This window comes from Pontibacter sp. HJ8, from assembly GCF_054824225.1.
Window position 1 is genome coordinate 1 of the sequence record NZ_JSYF01000127.1, and the last position, 17,316, is coordinate 17,316.

A 17,316-nucleotide genomic window follows, 5' to 3' on the forward strand; every position below is an offset into this window, starting at 1 on the left:
ATCTCGGTATCCCACACGTGTACCCGGAAGGCATCAAATCCAAGGCGGGCCATGTGGTAGACATCCTGATCTATTGCTTTTTCCAGGTCTGCACCCAGGGCTTTGTGGGAGCGGTAACCGTAGGCAAACGGGGCGGTATAGTTCACGCCAAAGAAACTGGCCTCGGCATTGCCTTTTTGCCAGCGCAGCACGCCCTGCTTGTCCACATACACATCCTTTGGGCTTTGACTGAAGGCAGGTATAGCCAGTGACAAAAGAGCAGCCGATAAAAAAGTCTGGATCCCTTTCCGGGTAGAAGTAGGCATAGGTATAGATTTAGAATAAAGTGCAGGCAGTACCTTAGGCAGCTAATCAAGCTGTCCGCTAACGCTGGCCATTTTTTAGTAAATAAAGTACTTAAGGAAAGAACTTGTCCGGCGCTCCTGTTAATACAACAAATTCATAAAGCCGACTTTGATCTTGGTCTGGAAGTCACTGATAACTTTGAAGATTTCTTTCAGTGTTACCTGTTCTATTTTAGTGAGCGACTTCGGATCAATGTAGTTATCAGGTTCTGTCTTGTCATCTATGATCTGGAAAGCCTGCTTTTTGAGTCGCATGCCCATCAGGTAATAATACGCCTGCAGCAGTTCCATCTGCTCCTTTTGGGTAAATACGCCCTGTGCAGTGAGGGCTTCCAGCCGCTCTCCGGTGTTGGTCTTGAATATCCGGTTCTTCAGAGCATAGGCACGGACCAGATCCACAATCGGGGACATGGTTTTCTTCAGGTTGAATACCTGCTGCGACCCTTTGCTGAAGGTGCGGATGTTGTTAAAAAAAGTAAGCGGGGGTTCGTACTGCAGGGCATTTTCAGCCATGCGATGCAGAAACCGGTGATGCGGAGTCTTCAGCTCCTCGTGCAGGAATGCTTTGAGTTCATCCATGATCGCCATTTCGCCATACAGGTAACGGCAATCGAAGAAAGTAGCCACCTTCAGGACAGCTTCCGGGTCAGACTCTTCGAGCCAGGTCTGGTAATTGCGTTTCCAGTGCGAGAGGGAGTGGGTCCATTTAGGATTTTTGGCCATAAAGCCCCCCTCACAAAAGCTAAATCCAATATGATCAAGCCGTTCGGAAACGAGCGCGGCAAAATTGAGAAAATACTCCCGGACTATTTCGCGTTGTTCGTTGGCTTTGTCTTCATAAATGATGGCATTGTCCTGGTCTGTTTTAAGCGTTTGCTCCTGGCGGCCTTCACTACCCAGCACCATGAAGACAAATCTGGCAGGCGGAGGCCCCATTTCCTGTATCACGCCTTCGATCACACGGACGGCGATGGTATCTGACACGGTGGTAATGACCTGGTTGACAATCTCAGACTTGACGCCCCGATTCAGCAGCTGGTATACTATACTGGGTACTTTCTGCCATTTTTGCCGCAGTTCCTGCACCGAGCGCGACAGCTTTACGGACTGGATAAACATGAAAGGGGACTGCGCCAGGCTACCCAACAACTTGTTCCGGCTGATGAACCCGGTATAAGCGTCATTTTTTTCGATCAGGATATATCGGGCATGGGTCTGGAACATCAGCAGGATGGCTTCATAGACGTACGCCTGGTTGTTGATGAAGATAATGGGTTGGTCCATCACTTCCTGTACGGGTCGGTTCACATCCACCTGCTGTGCCACCACATTGTTGCGCAGCGTGAGATCCGTCACATACCCGATGATCGTATCCTGCTCATTTTTCACAAAAAGGCAGCTGATCTTATGCCATACCATGATTTTGGCAGCCTCGTGTATGGGCGTATCAACGCTGCAGGCCACAATCTCACGCGGTTCAACAGTCTCTATCCTGCGGGAGTAGAGCTGGTCTGCGGCAATGTAGTTCTCGGCAGCAGCACTGGTCGGCCTGACGAAATGCGCATACTCTTCGTCCAGCATTTTTCTGCCATAATCAGCAGTAAAGTAATGGAAGAAGCCTTCGTAGGCCTGGCAGAGCGCGATGAACTCTTTCCGGTGCAGGGTATAGACAACCGTCCCTTTTTTAGCAATTACGGTCCGGATCGATTTTTTCCGGTTGAGCAGGATAGAGGAGCCTCCATAGCAATACCCGCTGTTGTAATGCGCTATCAGCCTTTTGTTCTGTTCACTGTCATAGAAGAAAGCCTCGTATTCACCTTCCACGATGATATCAACGCCCCGCATCTTGGAGACATCCTGCAGGTATAGGATAGACTCTTTGGTATAAGTGACTTCCTGCAGCAGCTCTGCCACTCCCTGTAGCACTTCCTCGGGAAGTAAGTCAAAGGGCTTTACGGTTTTAAGGAATTCCAACTGATCACGCATGTAGCCAGTATGTTAGTAAAAAGATGAGAAAAAAAGCGAGTAAGGTTCCCAGCAGGTAGGTTGTTTTACTTTTCCAGTTCCCTTTTGTAGTTGCTGCCTCTCCGGCTGATACTTGCAGCTGCCGGACGGTTTTCTCGTCGATATCCCCTTTTCTCCAGAGTTCGAAGAAGCATAAGGCGGTAGCGCTTGCATCAGAGAGGGCATTGTGTTCATTCTGCAGGGGTGTCCGGAAAAGCCGCAGGTATAGCTCGCCCAGTCGCAGATTTCTGTGGCGCGACTCCCGGATAAAATGCGACGTAGCCCGCATGGTGCAGAAATTAGGGAGCTTAGTTAATGGATTGTCGAGTCCGGACCTGTAAAAGCTTAGCCCCAGCATGTGGTAGTCGAGCTGCATAAAGTGTCCGACCACCAGGGGCTGGTATCGGATCAGGTCGGCATGGAGGAGCTGCATGACTGCATTTCGGTCTTCTCCGTTTTCCCGTAAGAAATCATCGCTCAGCCCGTGGATGTGCTGTGAAGCCGGGCTTACCTCGTAGTCTGAGGCCCGGATGTAATAGTTTTCTTCTTTGAGCTTTTCCCCTTCGCGGGTGTACAGCACCCACGCCACCTGCACGACGTGTGGCCAGCTACCCGGGGTCGAATAGGGTTTGCTCCAGTCTTTGGGTAGACCGGACGTTTCAGTGTCCACAAACAGCAGGTATTCCTTCACACGTTAAATGTCAGCATATATGGCCTGATCAACAAATGCGAGTTAAATTATTATGTAGCATCCCGAATAAGGCGCCAGCTATACCTGAAGCAGGTCGAGGGGCAAATATTGAAATTCTTCTTTCATTTTGCCACCGATGCCTTAAATTTGTAGGATAATGGAGCTAAAAAGGCTTACCTTATACTTTCTACCCGTTCCTCTTACCGCTATACCTAGAACACGACCATGTCGCACACCCCCGAAGGCATTTTAGAGCAGCTCAAGCAGCGGCAGTTTGCGCCAGTCTACTTTCTGCAGGGCGAAGAGCCGTACTACATTGACCTGATTGCGGATTACATTGAAGCCCATGCACTGCAGGAGCACGAGAAAGGTTTTAACCAGGTGGTGGTCTATGGGAAGGATGTGGATGTGGCGACCGTACTGCTGCAGGCCAAGCGTTTTCCGATGATGTCGGAGCGGCAGGTGGTCATCGTAAAGGAAGCCCAGAGTATTCTGGACCTGGAGAAGGAGGAGGGGATGAAGCAACTGGAGGCCTACCTGCAGCACCCGCTGCCCTCTACGATCCTGGTTTTCTGCCACAAGCACAAGTCCCTCGATGGCCGCAAGTCCCTGGGCAAGGTAGTTCAAAAGCATTCGGTCTTACTCACGACCAAAAAATTGTACGAGAACCAGGTGCCTGCCTGGATCAACAGCTATGTCAAATCGAAAGGTTTGCAGATTAGTCCCAAAGCAGTCATGTTGCTGAGCGAGTTTATTGGCGCGGACCTATCCCGTCAGGCCAATGAGATTGATAAGTTGCTCATTAACCTAAAGCCGGGACAGATGATCGACGAGCGTGTGGTGCAGGAGAATGTGGGCATCAGCAAGGAGTATAACATCTTTGAGCTGCAGTCGGCCCTGATCGCGCAGGACGCCCTAAAGGCGAACCGGATCATCCTATATTTTGAGGCCAACCCCAAGAACAATCCGCTTATACCTAATCTGAGCCTGCTGTTCTCTTTCTTTACCAAACTCCTTTGCCTGCACCAGTCGGCTGATAAATCGGAGTCAGGGGTGCGGAAGAGCCTTGGTAACCGGGGCTTCCTAGTGAAGGAATACCTCCACGCCCTGCGTGTTTTTCCGCTGGGGCGGGTAGTTGACATTCTCCACCACATCCGGGTGGCCGACCTGCAGGTGAAGGGCATTACGGGTGGCGATATGAGCGAATCAGAAATATTAAAAGAGCTGGTTTTCAAGATCCTGCATCCGGTTCCCAGAACTTTAACATTTCATTAATAGTGATTTTCGGATTGCTGTACAATATTTGCTGCAGCTCCCGCATTGTATAAGCAGCAAGTAGAAATTACGTGAAGGTGCGTGCAGGTTTCTTGCCTGAGGTACGGTGGGTTGTCAATTTTTATTTAACTTTGACTGGGGCAAATCGCCTGTAGCACATAACGGGACTAAATACCTTCGGTCCTTCGAATAAGACACAAGATGGGCTCCTCCAGGAGCAAAACTGAATAATATGAAGATAGCCTATAAAGTAGCGCTTGCATCGGTACTGGCTGGGGGAAGCCACGTGGCTGTGGCACAACACACCTCGGTTTTCACCTCAGAAGAAAAGTATTTCCAGGAAGGCGTGGAGTTGTTTGACCGTGCCAAGTATGGGGCAGCCCAGGAAGCATTCCGTAAGTACATCAAACTGATCGGGGATGATGCCAAAACAGCGGATGCCCAATATTATTATGCCCTGAGTGGTCTCTACCTGCTGCACCCGGATGCCGAACAGCTTATCCTCAACTTCTCGAGCAAGTATCCCGCGCACCCGAAAACAGCCCTGGCCAATTATGAGCTGGGTTTGTACTACTTCGAAAACAAAGATTATAAGAAAGCGGTGGAACTGCTGGAGAAGGCTCCTACCCATTTGCTGAGCATCAAGCAGAACAAAGAGCTGGAATTTAAACTCGGCTATTCTTATTTTGCTACCAAAGACTTCGCTAACGCCAAAATCTGGTTTGATAAAAACAAGACAACCGGTTTCCGGGAGGACGATCACCGCTTTGCTTACGCGTCCAATTATTATTCCGGTTACATCTCTTACCGCAACGGCGATTATGCCGCGGCCAAGGCAGACCTGCTGATCGCCGAAAAAAATGAAGCCTACGCGCAGATCGTGCCGTACATGATCACGGAAATTCTTTACAAAGAGAACGACGTGTTTGAGGTGATCCGCTACGGGGAAGCAGCCCTTGCCAAAACCCCCAAGGTGCAGCAAGCGGACGAAATCGCCTTGTTGGTAGCAGATGCGTATTACCAGCGCGCCGAATATAAAACGGCGGAGAAGTATTTCAGCCAGTTTGCCCAGGGTAAGCGCAAGCTCGAGCCGGTGGTACAATATAAGATCGCTTTCACAGACTACAAGAACGGTAACTATAAAAATGCGATCGCTAACTTCAAGGAAGTAGCGCTGAAGAAGGATGCCCTGGGGCAAAACGCGGCCTATTACCTGGGCCTGAGCTACCTGCGCGAGAACAACAAGCAGTTTGCCCTGACCGCCTTTGACCAGGCCCGCAAAAACGACCACGACAAAGACATCACCGAAGCCGCTACGCTCAAGTATGCGCAGGTAAGCTATGAGTTGGGTAACTTCCGTGAAGTGCTGGGCTCGCTGCAGACCTTCAACAAAGATTTCCCGGATTCAGAGCAGAGCGCTGAGGCAGACAACCTGCTGAGCGAGGCTTATTTCAACTCCAACAACTACCCGGAGGCTATACGGCACATCGAAAGTATGCCCACCAAGAGTTACCGCATATTGCAGACTTACCAGCGTGTAACCTACCATCACGGGGTGAACCTGTTCAACGAAGCCAAATTCCCGGCGGCTGTTGCTATGCTCGAAAAGTCGCTGCAGTACCCGTATGACAAGGAAATAACGGCCGCCAGTCATTTTGTGAAAGGCGAAGCTTATTCCATTGGGCAGCGCTTCAACGATGCCATCAACAGCTATGCCGCTGTGTTCCGCAACAGTGAGGCCCGCAAGTCTGAGTACTACATGAAGTCACGCTACGGCATCGGCTACGCCTACTATAACTCCAAGGAGTATGACAAGGCCATGCCGCATTTCAAAGCCTATGTGGAGGGTACCAATGCCAGCGATCCGAACCATTTTGATGCCTTGCTGCGTCTGGCGGACTTGCATTATGTGAACAAGCAGTATAGCCAGGCCCTGGGCCTGTATGACAAAGTGCTGGCCTCCAATTCTCCAGACAAGGATTATGTATACTTCCAGAAAGGACTGGTACAGAGTTTAAGTGGTAACAAAGAGCAGGCAAAACAGAACCTGCAGATGGTAGCCACCCAGTATCCGAAGTCCCGGTATGCCGATGCTGCCCTGTATCAGCGTGCATTGATCGACTTTGAATCGGGAAGTTACCAGCCGGCTGTAGCAGGCTTTACTTCCCTGATCCAGAATCAGCCGCAAAGCAAGCTTGTTCCGAATGCCCTCGAGAAACGAGGTATAGCTTACGCGAACCTCGGTAAACATGCCGAAGCAGCCCAGGATTACAAGCGCGTACTGGATGAATTCCCGAATTCCAGATCTGCCAGCGGCTCACTTTACAGCCTGCAGGAAGTACTGGCCGCCCAGAACCGCAGCAACGAATTTGATGAGTATGCAGGCAAATTCAAAGCTGCCAATCCGGAAAGCAATGCGCTGGAAAGCATTGAATTTGAAGCTTCTAAGACCTTATACTTCAACGAAAAGTATAAAGAGGCGATAGCCAAGCTAGAAAAATACCTGAGTACGTATCCAAAGAGCCCGTTCGTAAATGACGCCAAATATTTTCTGGCTGATTCCTACCTGCGGGAGCGCAACTTTACGGCAGGTCTGCAGCGAATGAAAGAAGTTGTATCTGAAAACAAGTCGGATTATGTGAACCGCGCTATCCAGAAAGTGGCCGATGTGGAGTTTGAGCAGAAGAACTACAGCGAAGCGATCAAATATTATACCCGTCTACGAGACCTGGCCAGCAACCGCCGGGAGCAGCAAACAGCACTGACTGGTTTGATGAAGAGTCACTTCCTCACCAACGACTTCGCATCTTCCAAGCGTATTGCCAACGAACTCATCAGCCAGGGAAACGCTGCACTTCAGGCCTATAATACGGCCATGTTATACAAAGCAAAGTCAACGTATGCTGAGGGCAATCTGGAGCAGGCGCTGACTGAGTTCCGCGAAGCTTCCAAAGCTGCTGCAGACGAAAATGGCGCGGAAGCGCAATACCTTGTAGCTGAAATTCTCTTCAAGCAGAAGAAATACAAAGAGTCTGTGGATGCTGCCTATGATTTTAATACGAAGTTCTCCAGTTACGATTACTGGCTGGGGAAATCATTCCTGGTAATTGCTGACAACTATGCGGCCCAGAACGAAATGTTCCAGGCGCGTGCCACACTGAACTCCATCATTGAGAACTCTCCTGAGAAAGAGATTGTGGAAGAGGCGAAGCAAAAGCTGGCGAAAATGGGTGGCGGAGACAGCGCCCCGGGTGATACCTTACAGAAAGGAATTTCTCCGGCAGACACGCTGCAGAAAAATAATACGCCTGCAGATACCCTAAAGGGAGGAAATAACAAGTAATTCATTCAGATTACGCTGAACAGAAACATCACCATGAAGAATAAATTTAAAAAAGCCTCTCTCGCGATCGTACTTTGTGTCGGGTATAGCTTTCTAAACAGTGCCGCTGCCCAGACAACTGGCTGGGGCGAAGGCGCTAAGCTGGAGGATGCGGAAGTAGTAGTTGAAAAGAACCGGGTAATCGAGTTGCCTCGCGCCTCGCGTAATTACCAGAAATTTGCCGTTGTTCCACCTGAAGCCGGTGATCGTACGGTGCGCTACCGCTTCGGGGATTACAAGCTGCCTTCCCAGGATATCGATCTTCAGATGAAGGTGCTCACCATCAAGCAGGACGAACTGACCAAGTTGTATGGCAATTATGTTAAGGCCGGACTAGGCAACTATGGTACGCTATACCTGAAAGGGTACTTTCATAATAAGCGCAGCGATGTAGCGTCTTACGGAGCAGATGTCAGCCACATCACTTCCGCCCGGGGACCGGTTGATAAAGGAAACTCTGCTGTAACTAATTCAGCCATCAATGTGAACGGCGAAAGTTACCTGCAAGGCCTGACCATCGGTGGCCGGCTGGGCTATGGGCGCGATAAGTACCATTTCTATGGGTATAATCCGGTAAGAGAAGTTCCCGTGGACAAAGACACGATCAGCCAGGTATTCAACCGCGTCAATGCCGAAGGTTATCTGCACAACCAGACTTCCGGCGCGCCGCTGCTCTACCGGGCAGGCCTGAACGTGAACTACCTCAACGACAAGTATGACATGCGCGAGACGAATGTCGCCTTTAAACTGAACAGCGAGTATGGCATCGATGAAGTTTCTGCTTTCCGTGTGGATGCGGACCTGTCGCTGGTGTCGCACAAAGACTCGGCTTCCGTAAGCCGCACCTTATTCAAGCTGCAACCAACCTACGAGCGTCAGTTGAATGCCATGAAGATTTCCATAGGTGCCAACATTGCCCATACCGGCGACACCGTGAATGATGCGCGCAAGTTCAATGTCTACCCGATGGTGCGCATCGGACTGGAGCCAGTTAAAGATAAGTTCCTGGTTTACGCAGGTATAGGAGGCGATCTGGAAAGGGTTACTTTATATCAGCTGACTCAGGAGAATCCGTACCTGGCACAAAACGTGCGAGTAGCTGATCAGAACAAAGGACTGGAGGTATATGGCGGTATGTCCGCCAACATTGCCAACCTGGTGCACCTCACAGGACGTGTTGCCTACCAGAATTTCCGCAACATGTACTTCTACAACAACTCTGCCAGCGACTCCACCAAGTTTGATCTGGTGTATGACGATGGCGTGACAAATGTTTTTAATCTTTATGCAGAGGCAGTATTCAATTATTCGGATGAAGTACGCGTAGGATTAAAGGCTGATTATAATAAATATAGCACAGCCAGCTTAGAGCATGCGTTCCACCGTCCGGAGCTCATGGCGAGTGTTTTTGCCACCTATAACTTCTACGACAAGATTCTGTTTAATTCAGAACTTTACTATATTGGGAGTTCATTCGGGCAGATCCATCGCCTGGACGGAACTTCTGTGCTTCAGGAGACGGACTCGATCATCGATCTCAACCTGAAAGCAGACTACAAGTTTTCCAACAGATTTACTGCTTTTCTAATGGCGAATAATTTGTTTGGTCAGAAGTACGAAAGGTTTGTAAATTACCCGAACAAAAGCGTTAACCTGATAGGAGGAGTCTCTTATTCATTCTAAGTGCCTATGGTAGAAAAGCACATAAAGTCTCTGCTCTATAACCACGACTGCGTGATCATCCCTGAATTCGGGGGATTGATAACGCGTTATGTCTCCGCCAGGATCAATCCGGTGAAGCATACGTTGGTGCCGCCGTCCAGGAAGATCGCTTTCAATGAAAAGCTGGTTCTCAACGATGGCTTGCTTATCAGTACGATAGCCCATGCCAACAGCATCTCGAAAGAGGAAGCAAAGCAGCTGGTGATGAATTTTGTGCACCAGGCCAGAGTCCGGCTGAGCGGAGAAAACCGTTTTGAACTGGCTGACATTGGCGTGTTTCGTTACAATGCGGAGCGCAAGCTGGAGTTTGAGTACATGGAAGCCGACAATATGCTGGAGGCAAGCTTTGGATTGCCGGAACTGGTGGCACGGCCGCTACGTCCGGAAGATCCTGCGGTGCTGCGTACGCTGTTGAAGGAGCGCCATGCGGAACCTGCCACCGTGAAGCAGCCGTTGAGCAGGCGCCTGAAGCGCGTGTACAATGTAGCTGCCGGTCTTGCTCTGACCGGGCTGGTTGGGGCAGGTCTGTACATGTTGTCGCTTCAGACAGATTACACGATCAGTAGCCTGAGTCCGATCGCCCTTTTTGGTGCTGACAGGCAGGCTGAGGATAGCCGTTACAAAGAGCTGTATACAGCCGATTATTTGCCCGCAACAGAAGAAGAGCGTGCCAAGGCGTATGAAAACCTGCTACCGGGAATGCCTTCTGAAAGTGGGATGGAAACCGAACTAGTAAGCGAGGAAACGGTTGTAGAGGCTGAAGTAGCAAGTGAAACTTTAGCGGGTGCCGTTCAATATGCTGCTGAAGAGGACGTTACTACTAAAGAAGAACTGGTAACCAAAACAGATACTGAAGCTGCTACGCCGGAAGTTAAGGCGCCTGTGACAACGATCAACGGCAAAGACGGCCGCTTTTACATTATTTCAGGAGGCTACGCCCGGATGAACAATGCCGAGTATAGCCGCCAGGAAATAGCAGAACTGGGCCATGAGGCAAAAGTACTGGAGCCAGGCCGTGGCGGCAGAATATTTAAAGTCTCTATTGCAGATTATGCTACACCTGAAGAGGCGCAGGCTGCAGTTAAAACATTAAGACAATCATTCGGAGAAAACATTTGGGTATTTAATAATTAACATGACATCTCTCTTATTACAAATCACAACTACCCCTGCTGACACAACAGTTGCACTTGCAGAGGGGGCTGAAGGAGCCACCAGTGCTGTTTCTTTGCTTGATTTAGCCATGGCGGGCGGTTGGGCCATGATTCCGCTGGCCTTGCTCTCGCTTGCTGCGGTTTACATTTTCTTTGAGCGCTACCTGACGTTAAAAAAGGCGGCCAAGAATCCGGAAGGCTTTAACGACCGCATCAAGAGTATGGTGCTGGCTGGTGATATCAACGGAGCCAAAATGCTTTGTGCCCAGACAAACACACCGGTGGCCCGAATGCTGGCCAAAGGGATCAGCCGGATCGGTAATCCACTCAAGAACATAGAGACTTCCATCGAGAACGTAGGAAAGATTGAAATCAGCAAGCTGGAGAGAAACCTGGCTTCCCTGGCAACTATAGCGGGTGCGGCTCCTATGCTGGGTTTCCTGGGCACAGTGACAGGTATGATTCAGGCCTTCATCGCGATTGCGCAGGCAGAAGGTACTATCAGCCCAAAGTTGCTCTCAGGCGGTATCTACGAAGCGATGGTAACAACGGCAACGGGTCTGATCATTGGTCTTCCGGCCTATGTTGGGTATAACTACCTGATAACCAAGACTGACAACATCGTGCACGGTATGGAGTATTCTGCTATCGAGTTTATTGATCTGTTACAAGAACCACAACTGTAAGCATGAATTTACGCTCAAAAAACAGGATCAGTGCGGAGTTTAGCATGTCGTCCATGACTGACATCATTTTCTTGCTGCTCATCTTTTTCATGCTTACCTCCAACCTGGTGGCACCTACCGGTATGCCGGTGAGTTTGCCTACCAGCAAGGCCACTACCGCTGTCATACAAAAGATAAGCGTGACAATCACACCGGACTTAAAGTATTACTTGAATGAAAATCAGGTTACCCTGGCTGAACTGGAACCACGGTTGGCAGCACTTTTGCAGGGAACAGATGATGGTGTGGTGGTGTTGCATGTGGACAAGAGTGTACCGGTAGAGTATCTGGTGAATGTAGCGAGTGTCGCCACCACCCTGAACGCGAAGGTTACGTTGGCCACCGTGCCTTCAGAGCAATAGGAGAAAGAATAGAAATGGAGTTAACACTTTCAAAGGAAGAAGAAAAGAACAAGAAGATTGCGGCGGGTATAAGCATTATCCTGCATGCGGTTATCTTGTTGCTTCTGTTCTTCCTGTTGGCATGGAACGGAGCTCCCGGAGAGCCGGATGAGGAGATGGGCATTGAACTGAACTTTGGAATGGACGCCGTCGGAAGCGGGGATGTCCAGTCCAAGGCTACTCCCAATGAGTCGAAAAATGTGCAGGATAGTAAACCTGCGCCCACTCAGCCAGATCCACTTCCTGAGCCCAAACCTGTTGCTGCTGCTACGCCAACTCCGCCAACCCCGGTAGAGACCCCCAAGGTGGTGACCACAACAGCCGACGCTCCGGTTTCTGTGAAGGAGACAGTGAAGCCTCAGCCTAAACCACAACCCAAGGAAGAGGAAGTAAAGAAGCCAGCGGAACAACCGAAAGAAGTTGTAAAGAAGGAGCCTGAAAAGCCCCGTTCGCTCTACCCGGGTAAACCGACGGATAACACCGGTACCGGCAAAAGCGGTACTTCCAACGAAGCTACCGGCAACAATAACGGCGATGATGCCAACAAAGTAGGGGACAAAGGTGATCCGGCCGGCACACTGGATGCGAAAGCCATGATGGGCAAGCCCGGTGGCGGTGGCGGCGGAGACGGCCTGGATATGGCCGGATGGCGCTACGACGTGTCGCCAAAGCGTGACCCTTACGACAATGAGACCGGTTTTATAAAGTTCCGTATCCGTATTGACGCAGATGGCAACCTGATCGCAGTAGAGCGTCTGGAGAGTACCGTATCTCCCCACGTAGAGAAGTGGTACAAGGACCAGCTACAGCGAACTACTTTCAGCAGAACAGGAGGCGGCAGAAGCACAACAGGAGCAACCGGCACGGTGACTTTTGTGATCCGATCCAGATAAATTCAATTTGATTTCATGACCTATCAGGAGTGTCTTGATTATTTATACCAGCAATTGCCGATGTTTCAACGCATCGGCAATGCTGCTTTTAAGAAGAGCCTGGACAACATCATAGCGCTTTGCGATGCGCTGGGGCAGCCGCAGCATCAGTTTAAGTCTGTGCATGTGGCGGGTACCAACGGCAAAGGCAGCAGCTCCCACATGCTGGCCGCTGTGCTTCAGAGCGCCGGCTACCGGACCGGCCTTTATACATCTCCGCATCTCAAATCCTTCACAGAGCGCATTCGGGTGGATGGCAAAGAACTGCCACAGGATTACCTGATCCGTTTTGTAGAGGAGCATAAAAGCTTATTTGAGCAGGTACAACCTTCCTTTTTCGAAATGACGGTGGCCCTGGCTTTCCGATATTTTGCCGATCAGCAGGTGGATGTAGCCGTTATTGAAGTGGGGCTCGGGGGCAGGCTGGACTCTACCAATATCATTCAGCCGGAGGTATCGCTCATCACCAACATCGGGTTGGATCATCAAAACCTGCTGGGAGATACGCTGGAGGCGATAGCGGGTGAAAAAGCAGGTATCATAAAGCCGCACACGCCGGCCGTGATCAGTACGAAACAACCTGACATTGCCCATGTTTTCGAGCAAAAGGCAAAGCAGGAGCAGGCCCCCCTTTACTTCGCTACCGACCATATACAGGTAAAACTATTGGAGCAAGATCTGGAAGGGCAGGTATTTGAGGTATACCGGGAGGGGCAACTCTGGTTGAAGGCACTTGAAATAGATCTGGCAGGTAGCTACCAACAATACAACCTGCCGGGCGTGCTGCAGACATTGACGTTGCTGCAGGAGAGAGGCTATACCTTGTCAGAAAAAGCGATACGGGAAGGTATAGGTCATGCCAAAGGTTTAACCGGGCTTAAGGGCCGGTGGCAGGTAATAAGCCAGAACCCTTTAACCATTTGTGATACAGGTCATAATGTAGATGGCATAAAACAAATACTTGCACAATTGCAGTCGCTGAACCCAAAGCAGGTACACCTGGTTTTTGGTGCAGTCAATGACAAAGATGTGACTTCTATTCTGCAACTCCTGCCCAAACAATACCGCTATTATTTTTGTCAGGCACACATACCACGGGCCTTGCCAGTTGCTGAATTGCTGGAGAAAGCGGCAGAAGTTGGCTTGCAGGGACATGCCTTTGCGACTGTAACAGAAGCCATAGAGGCTGCCCGGCAAAAAGCTGCGCCCGATGAGGTTATTTTTATCGGAGGTAGTACCTTTGTGGTCGCAGAGATTGAAGAACTATAAATTAAATGGGAAGATCAAAACTAGAAAAGTTCGCCGCCATAGCCGAACGGGAGAATGTGGTGGAAGCCGGTGATGAATATTATGGACAACTGGCCGGTAAGTGGCGGGAGGATTTTTTCGAGAATGCGAATCCGCTGGTACTGGAGATCGGTTGCGGGCGTGGCGAATATACCGTAGGTATGGCACGCCTTTTTCCGGAAAAGAACTTTATCGGGGCCGATATCAAAGGAGCCCGCATCTGGAAAGGCAGTACCATGGCCCAGGAGGAAGAACTGGAGAATGTGGCTTTCCTGCGGACGTTCATCGAGAGCATCGACGAGAACTTTGCCGAAGGGGAAGTGGACGAGATCTGGGTCACGTTCCCGGATCCGCGGCCCAAGGACCGTGACATCAAGCGCCGCCTGACTTCCCCGCGTTTCCTGGAGCTGTACAAAAAAATTCTCAAGCCCGGCGGTATTGTGCACCTCAAGACAGACAACCAGATGCTGTTTGAATATACGCTGGAAGTGCTGCAGGAACGCCAGGTTAAGGGACTTTTGGCTACAGCCGATTTATACCAATCGGATCTGCAGGAGCACACGATGGGGATCTATACCACGTATGAGAAGCGCTACCTGGAGGAAGGCATCACCATCAAATACCTGCAGTTCAAGGTATAGCCGCCATACCTGTACGCAAAAGAAACAGCCCGCTATACCTCAGGTATAGCGGGCTGTTTCTTTGTTGCTCTTCCGTAATGCTGTTCAGGCAATTAGGAAGCGATTTCGGTTCAATAGAGTAGGAAGTGGCCAGTGCTTCAATACAGCTTTTCAGAATTCTACGAAGTAACGAAGTGTAGAGAAAATCCTTTTAACATCTAAACTCTCTAACTCCAAAACTCTCTAATTTTCCTCTATTTCTTCGAAGATTTCCTGCAGCTCGTCAAAGTCTTTCAGGCCTGGTTTGATCTCATGGCCTCCGCGAAGCCCGATTCCCGCTGGCTTGACTTCTTTCAGGATTGTGTTGATGTTTTCGCGGTGAACCCCGAAACCAACAAAGATCGGGAACTTCCTGGCCAGGTTGTGCAGGAATTTAGTGTTCGTATCGTCAATGGAGTTGAAATCAGTGGAATAGAGAAGGAAACTGTCTACGGAAGGGCCGTAGAGCTCCATCATTTCCAGCAGCTCACTTTCGACCGTATCTTTGTTGATGAACACCTTCTGGATGACAGGCCGGTTAATCTCTTCAATTTCGTCGATCAGGTAGGGGGTGTCCAACTGAATGTAGTGCAAGCCAAACTCATCAGCGTACTGGTTGATGATATCTGGCTTGGCCCGCTCAAACTCACCGGCCAGCTTGACACCCGATACCCAACCTACAATCTCTTTTAAAGTTTCGGAAGGCATACGGTCTGCCGCATCGAGCTTCAGGTTAAAGCTGATGATGTCCACGCCCATGCCGGCGCAGTAACGCGCGTCGCTCAAATTGTTTATACCGTTTACTATCACTGAGGTACGTAAGCCCATAGTAATCTATAGTTTAAATAAACCCGGAGGTTTGGTTTTTAATTAGAAGCTTCAAAGTAAGCCCCAAAATGGGTATGATGCCATTTTTTTTGTCTTTTTTTTATGTGCTGGCCTTCTGGGGCAGAGGAGGCAACAACGGAGTCAGTCAATATTTGAAGGCTGAATCTTTATTACTGGGCTGATGTTACTATCTTTGTAGAAAGTTTATATTGAATCGTACTTACATTTTAATAAATAGATGAGTAAGTTAGGAAGAGTATTGGTAGCAATGAGCGGCGGTATTGACAGTTCGGTAGCGGCTGTGATGCTGCATGAGCAGGGATATGAAGTTGTTGGCATGACCATGAAAACCTGGGATTATGCCTCCAGCGGCGCCAGCAAGAAGGAGACCGGCTGCTGCAGCCTGGACTCTATTAATGACGCCCGTAATATTGCCGTACAACTGGGTTTCCCGCATTATATCATTGATATCCGGGAGGAGTTTGGTGATTTTGTGATCAACCATTTCACCGATGAATATATAGCAGGTCGCACACCGAACCCCTGTGTATTGTGCAATACCCACATCAAATGGGATGCCCTGCTGCGCCGTGCGGATCAGCTTGGTTGTGAATTTATCGCGACGGGGCATTATGCCAACATCCGTGAAGAAAATGGCAGGTATGTGATCTCCAAAGGATTGGATGAAAGCAAAGACCAGTCGTACGCGCTTTGGGGCATTTCGCAACAGAGCCTGAGCCGCACCATTTTCCCATTGGGAGGCCTGCGAAAAACAGAAATACGCCAGATGGCCATGGACCGTGGCTTCACGGAACTGGTAAACAAGCCGGAATCCTATGAGATCTGCTTTATACCGGATAACGATTACCGCGGCTTCCTGAAGCGCCGGATAGAGGGTCTCGAAGAGCAGGTAGCTGGCGGTGAATTTGCGCTCGAAGATGGCACTGTGGTCGGCAAGCACGAAGGGTATCCGTTCTACACGATAGGTCAACGCAAGGGGCTGGGCATAGCACTTGGCTTCCCGGCTTATGTGACCCGCATCGAAAAAGACACCAACCGTGTGATACTGGGCAACTACGAAGACCTGGCCAAGAATGCCATGACCGTAGGAAAGCTGAACATGGTGAAGTATGATAACCTGATCGACCAACCTATACCTACGGTTACCAAAGTCCGGTATAACGATGCCGGTACGGAGGCTATTGTGGAGCAGGAAGGAGACAAAATGAAGGTCCATTTCCTGAGCGGCGTGCATGCCATTGCCCCAGGGCAGGCAGCTGTTTTCTACGAAGGCAACGACGTAGTAGGCGGCGGCTGGATCGAATCAAACTATAATTCAGATTATAACCTGAACGTGCTGCAATAATGAGAAAAGCCCTGTTGCTTTTGGTTGTGCTGGCTGGCTTTATGGCTGGTTGTGAGAACAAGTATAAAGACCCGGACCCAACTGCAATGGGGTATGATTACTTTCCGCTTGAAGTGGGGAATTACCGTATCTATGAAGTAACGGACATCAGGTTCAGGAGTAATGAGGGCGATACGAACCGTTTTCAGATGCGTGAGCGGGTAGATACCAGTTTTTATGACCAGACCAATCAGCTCGTTTACAAGATCGTTCGGTCGGTGCGGGCTGGCGAGATCCAATCCTGGGTGGATGATTCAGTCATGGTGGTCGCTAAAACAGACAAAATGGTACTGCAAACGCAGGACAACAACAAATATGTGAAGTTGGTGTTTCCTGTAAAGGAAGGTGCTTCTTGGGTCGGTGATGCCTATAATAACCGGACCACTGGAGGAACCTCCACAAGTTTGCCTGCTAAGAAAGAGCATTATTATTACCAGAAAGTCGGGAATGCTTATGAAGTTAACGGTCAGAAGTATGCTAAAACGGTCACAGTTGTCCAGAGTGAGC

General features: G+C 49.8%; 14 protein-coding genes and 1 pseudogene. 11 read left to right on the forward strand and 4 right to left on the reverse strand.

Annotated elements, in window-relative coordinates; all coding sequences use genetic code 11:
* The 3 genes and pseudogenes from OB13_RS07075 to OB13_RS07085 all read right to left on the reverse strand — a co-directional run.
* Positions 1-305, reverse strand: a pseudogene (locus OB13_RS07075) (membrane or secreted protein); the annotation flags it as partial.
* Positions 306-425: 120 nt separating this feature from the next.
* On the reverse strand, positions 426-2,330 hold the full coding sequence (locus OB13_RS07080) for a DUF294 nucleotidyltransferase-like domain-containing protein (RefSeq protein ID WP_461489455.1): 1,905 nt from the start codon (positions 2,328-2,330) through the stop codon (positions 426-428).
* Entirely contained in the window at positions 2,323-3,039 is a 717-nt protein-coding gene (locus OB13_RS07085) for a 3'-5' exonuclease (protein WP_461489456.1), read from the reverse strand. Before OB13_RS07085 ends, OB13_RS07080 begins: the two co-directional genes overlap by 8 nt.
* A 225-nt stretch (positions 3,040-3,264) precedes the next feature.
* Here OB13_RS07085 and holA point away from each other — a divergent pair, with 225 nt between their 5' ends.
* From holA to trmB, 9 genes are all read left to right on the forward strand, one after another.
* Positions 3,265-4,314 (forward strand): DNA polymerase III subunit delta, encoded by a 1,050-nt coding sequence (gene holA / locus OB13_RS07090; RefSeq protein WP_461489457.1) that lies wholly within the window; start codon positions 3,265-3,267, stop codon positions 4,312-4,314.
* Between the two features lie 232 nt (positions 4,315-4,546).
* Positions 4,547-7,657, forward strand: a complete 3,111-nt coding sequence (locus OB13_RS07095) for a tetratricopeptide repeat protein (RefSeq protein WP_461489458.1) — start codon at positions 4,547-4,549, stop codon at positions 7,655-7,657.
* Between the two features lie 33 nt (positions 7,658-7,690).
* Positions 7,691-9,379 (forward strand): hypothetical protein, encoded by a 1,689-nt coding sequence (locus OB13_RS07100; RefSeq protein WP_461489459.1) that lies wholly within the window; start codon positions 7,691-7,693, stop codon positions 9,377-9,379.
* Positions 9,380-9,385: 6 nt separating this feature from the next.
* Positions 9,386-10,552 (forward strand): HU domain-containing protein, encoded by a 1,167-nt coding sequence (locus tag OB13_RS07105; RefSeq protein ID WP_461489460.1) that lies wholly within the window; start codon positions 9,386-9,388, stop codon positions 10,550-10,552.
* Position 10,553: 1 nt separating this feature from the next.
* Positions 10,554-11,258, forward strand: a complete 705-nt coding sequence (locus OB13_RS07110) for a MotA/TolQ/ExbB proton channel family protein (RefSeq protein ID WP_461489461.1) — start codon at positions 10,554-10,556, stop codon at positions 11,256-11,258.
* Positions 11,259-11,260: 2 nt separating this feature from the next.
* Complete coding sequence (locus tag OB13_RS07115) at positions 11,261-11,659, forward strand: ExbD/TolR family protein (protein WP_461489462.1); 399 nt, start codon at positions 11,261-11,263, stop codon at positions 11,657-11,659.
* Positions 11,660-11,673: 14 nt separating this feature from the next.
* Positions 11,674-12,591: a hypothetical protein gene (locus OB13_RS07120; RefSeq protein WP_461489463.1), complete on the forward strand. Its 918-nt coding sequence runs from the start codon at positions 11,674-11,676 to the stop codon at positions 12,589-12,591.
* Between the two features lie 60 nt (positions 12,592-12,651).
* A complete protein-coding gene (locus tag OB13_RS07125) occupies positions 12,652-13,899 on the forward strand; it encodes a bifunctional folylpolyglutamate synthase/dihydrofolate synthase (protein ID WP_461489464.1) in 1,248 nt (415 codons plus the stop codon).
* Between the two features lie 5 nt (positions 13,900-13,904).
* Entirely contained in the window at positions 13,905-14,558 is a 654-nt protein-coding gene (trmB, locus tag OB13_RS07130) for a tRNA (guanosine(46)-N7)-methyltransferase TrmB (protein WP_461489465.1), read from the forward strand.
* A gap of 222 nt (positions 14,559-14,780) precedes the next feature.
* On the opposite strand, the gene trpF is transcribed toward trmB, so the two are convergent.
* Positions 14,781-15,404 (reverse strand): phosphoribosylanthranilate isomerase, encoded by a 624-nt coding sequence (trpF, locus tag OB13_RS07135; RefSeq protein WP_461489466.1) that lies wholly within the window; start codon positions 15,402-15,404, stop codon positions 14,781-14,783.
* 238 nt (positions 15,405-15,642) lie between these two features.
* Here trpF and mnmA point away from each other — a divergent pair, with 238 nt between their 5' ends.
* Both mnmA and OB13_RS07145 read left to right on the forward strand, forming a co-directional pair.
* On the forward strand, positions 15,643-16,770 hold the full coding sequence (gene mnmA, locus OB13_RS07140) for a tRNA 2-thiouridine(34) synthase MnmA (RefSeq protein WP_461489467.1): 1,128 nt from the start codon (positions 15,643-15,645) through the stop codon (positions 16,768-16,770).
* The coding region (locus tag OB13_RS07145) for a hypothetical protein (RefSeq protein WP_461489468.1) at positions 16,770-17,316 on the forward strand (547 nt) is incomplete at its 3' end. The genes mnmA and OB13_RS07145, both read left to right, overlap by 1 nt.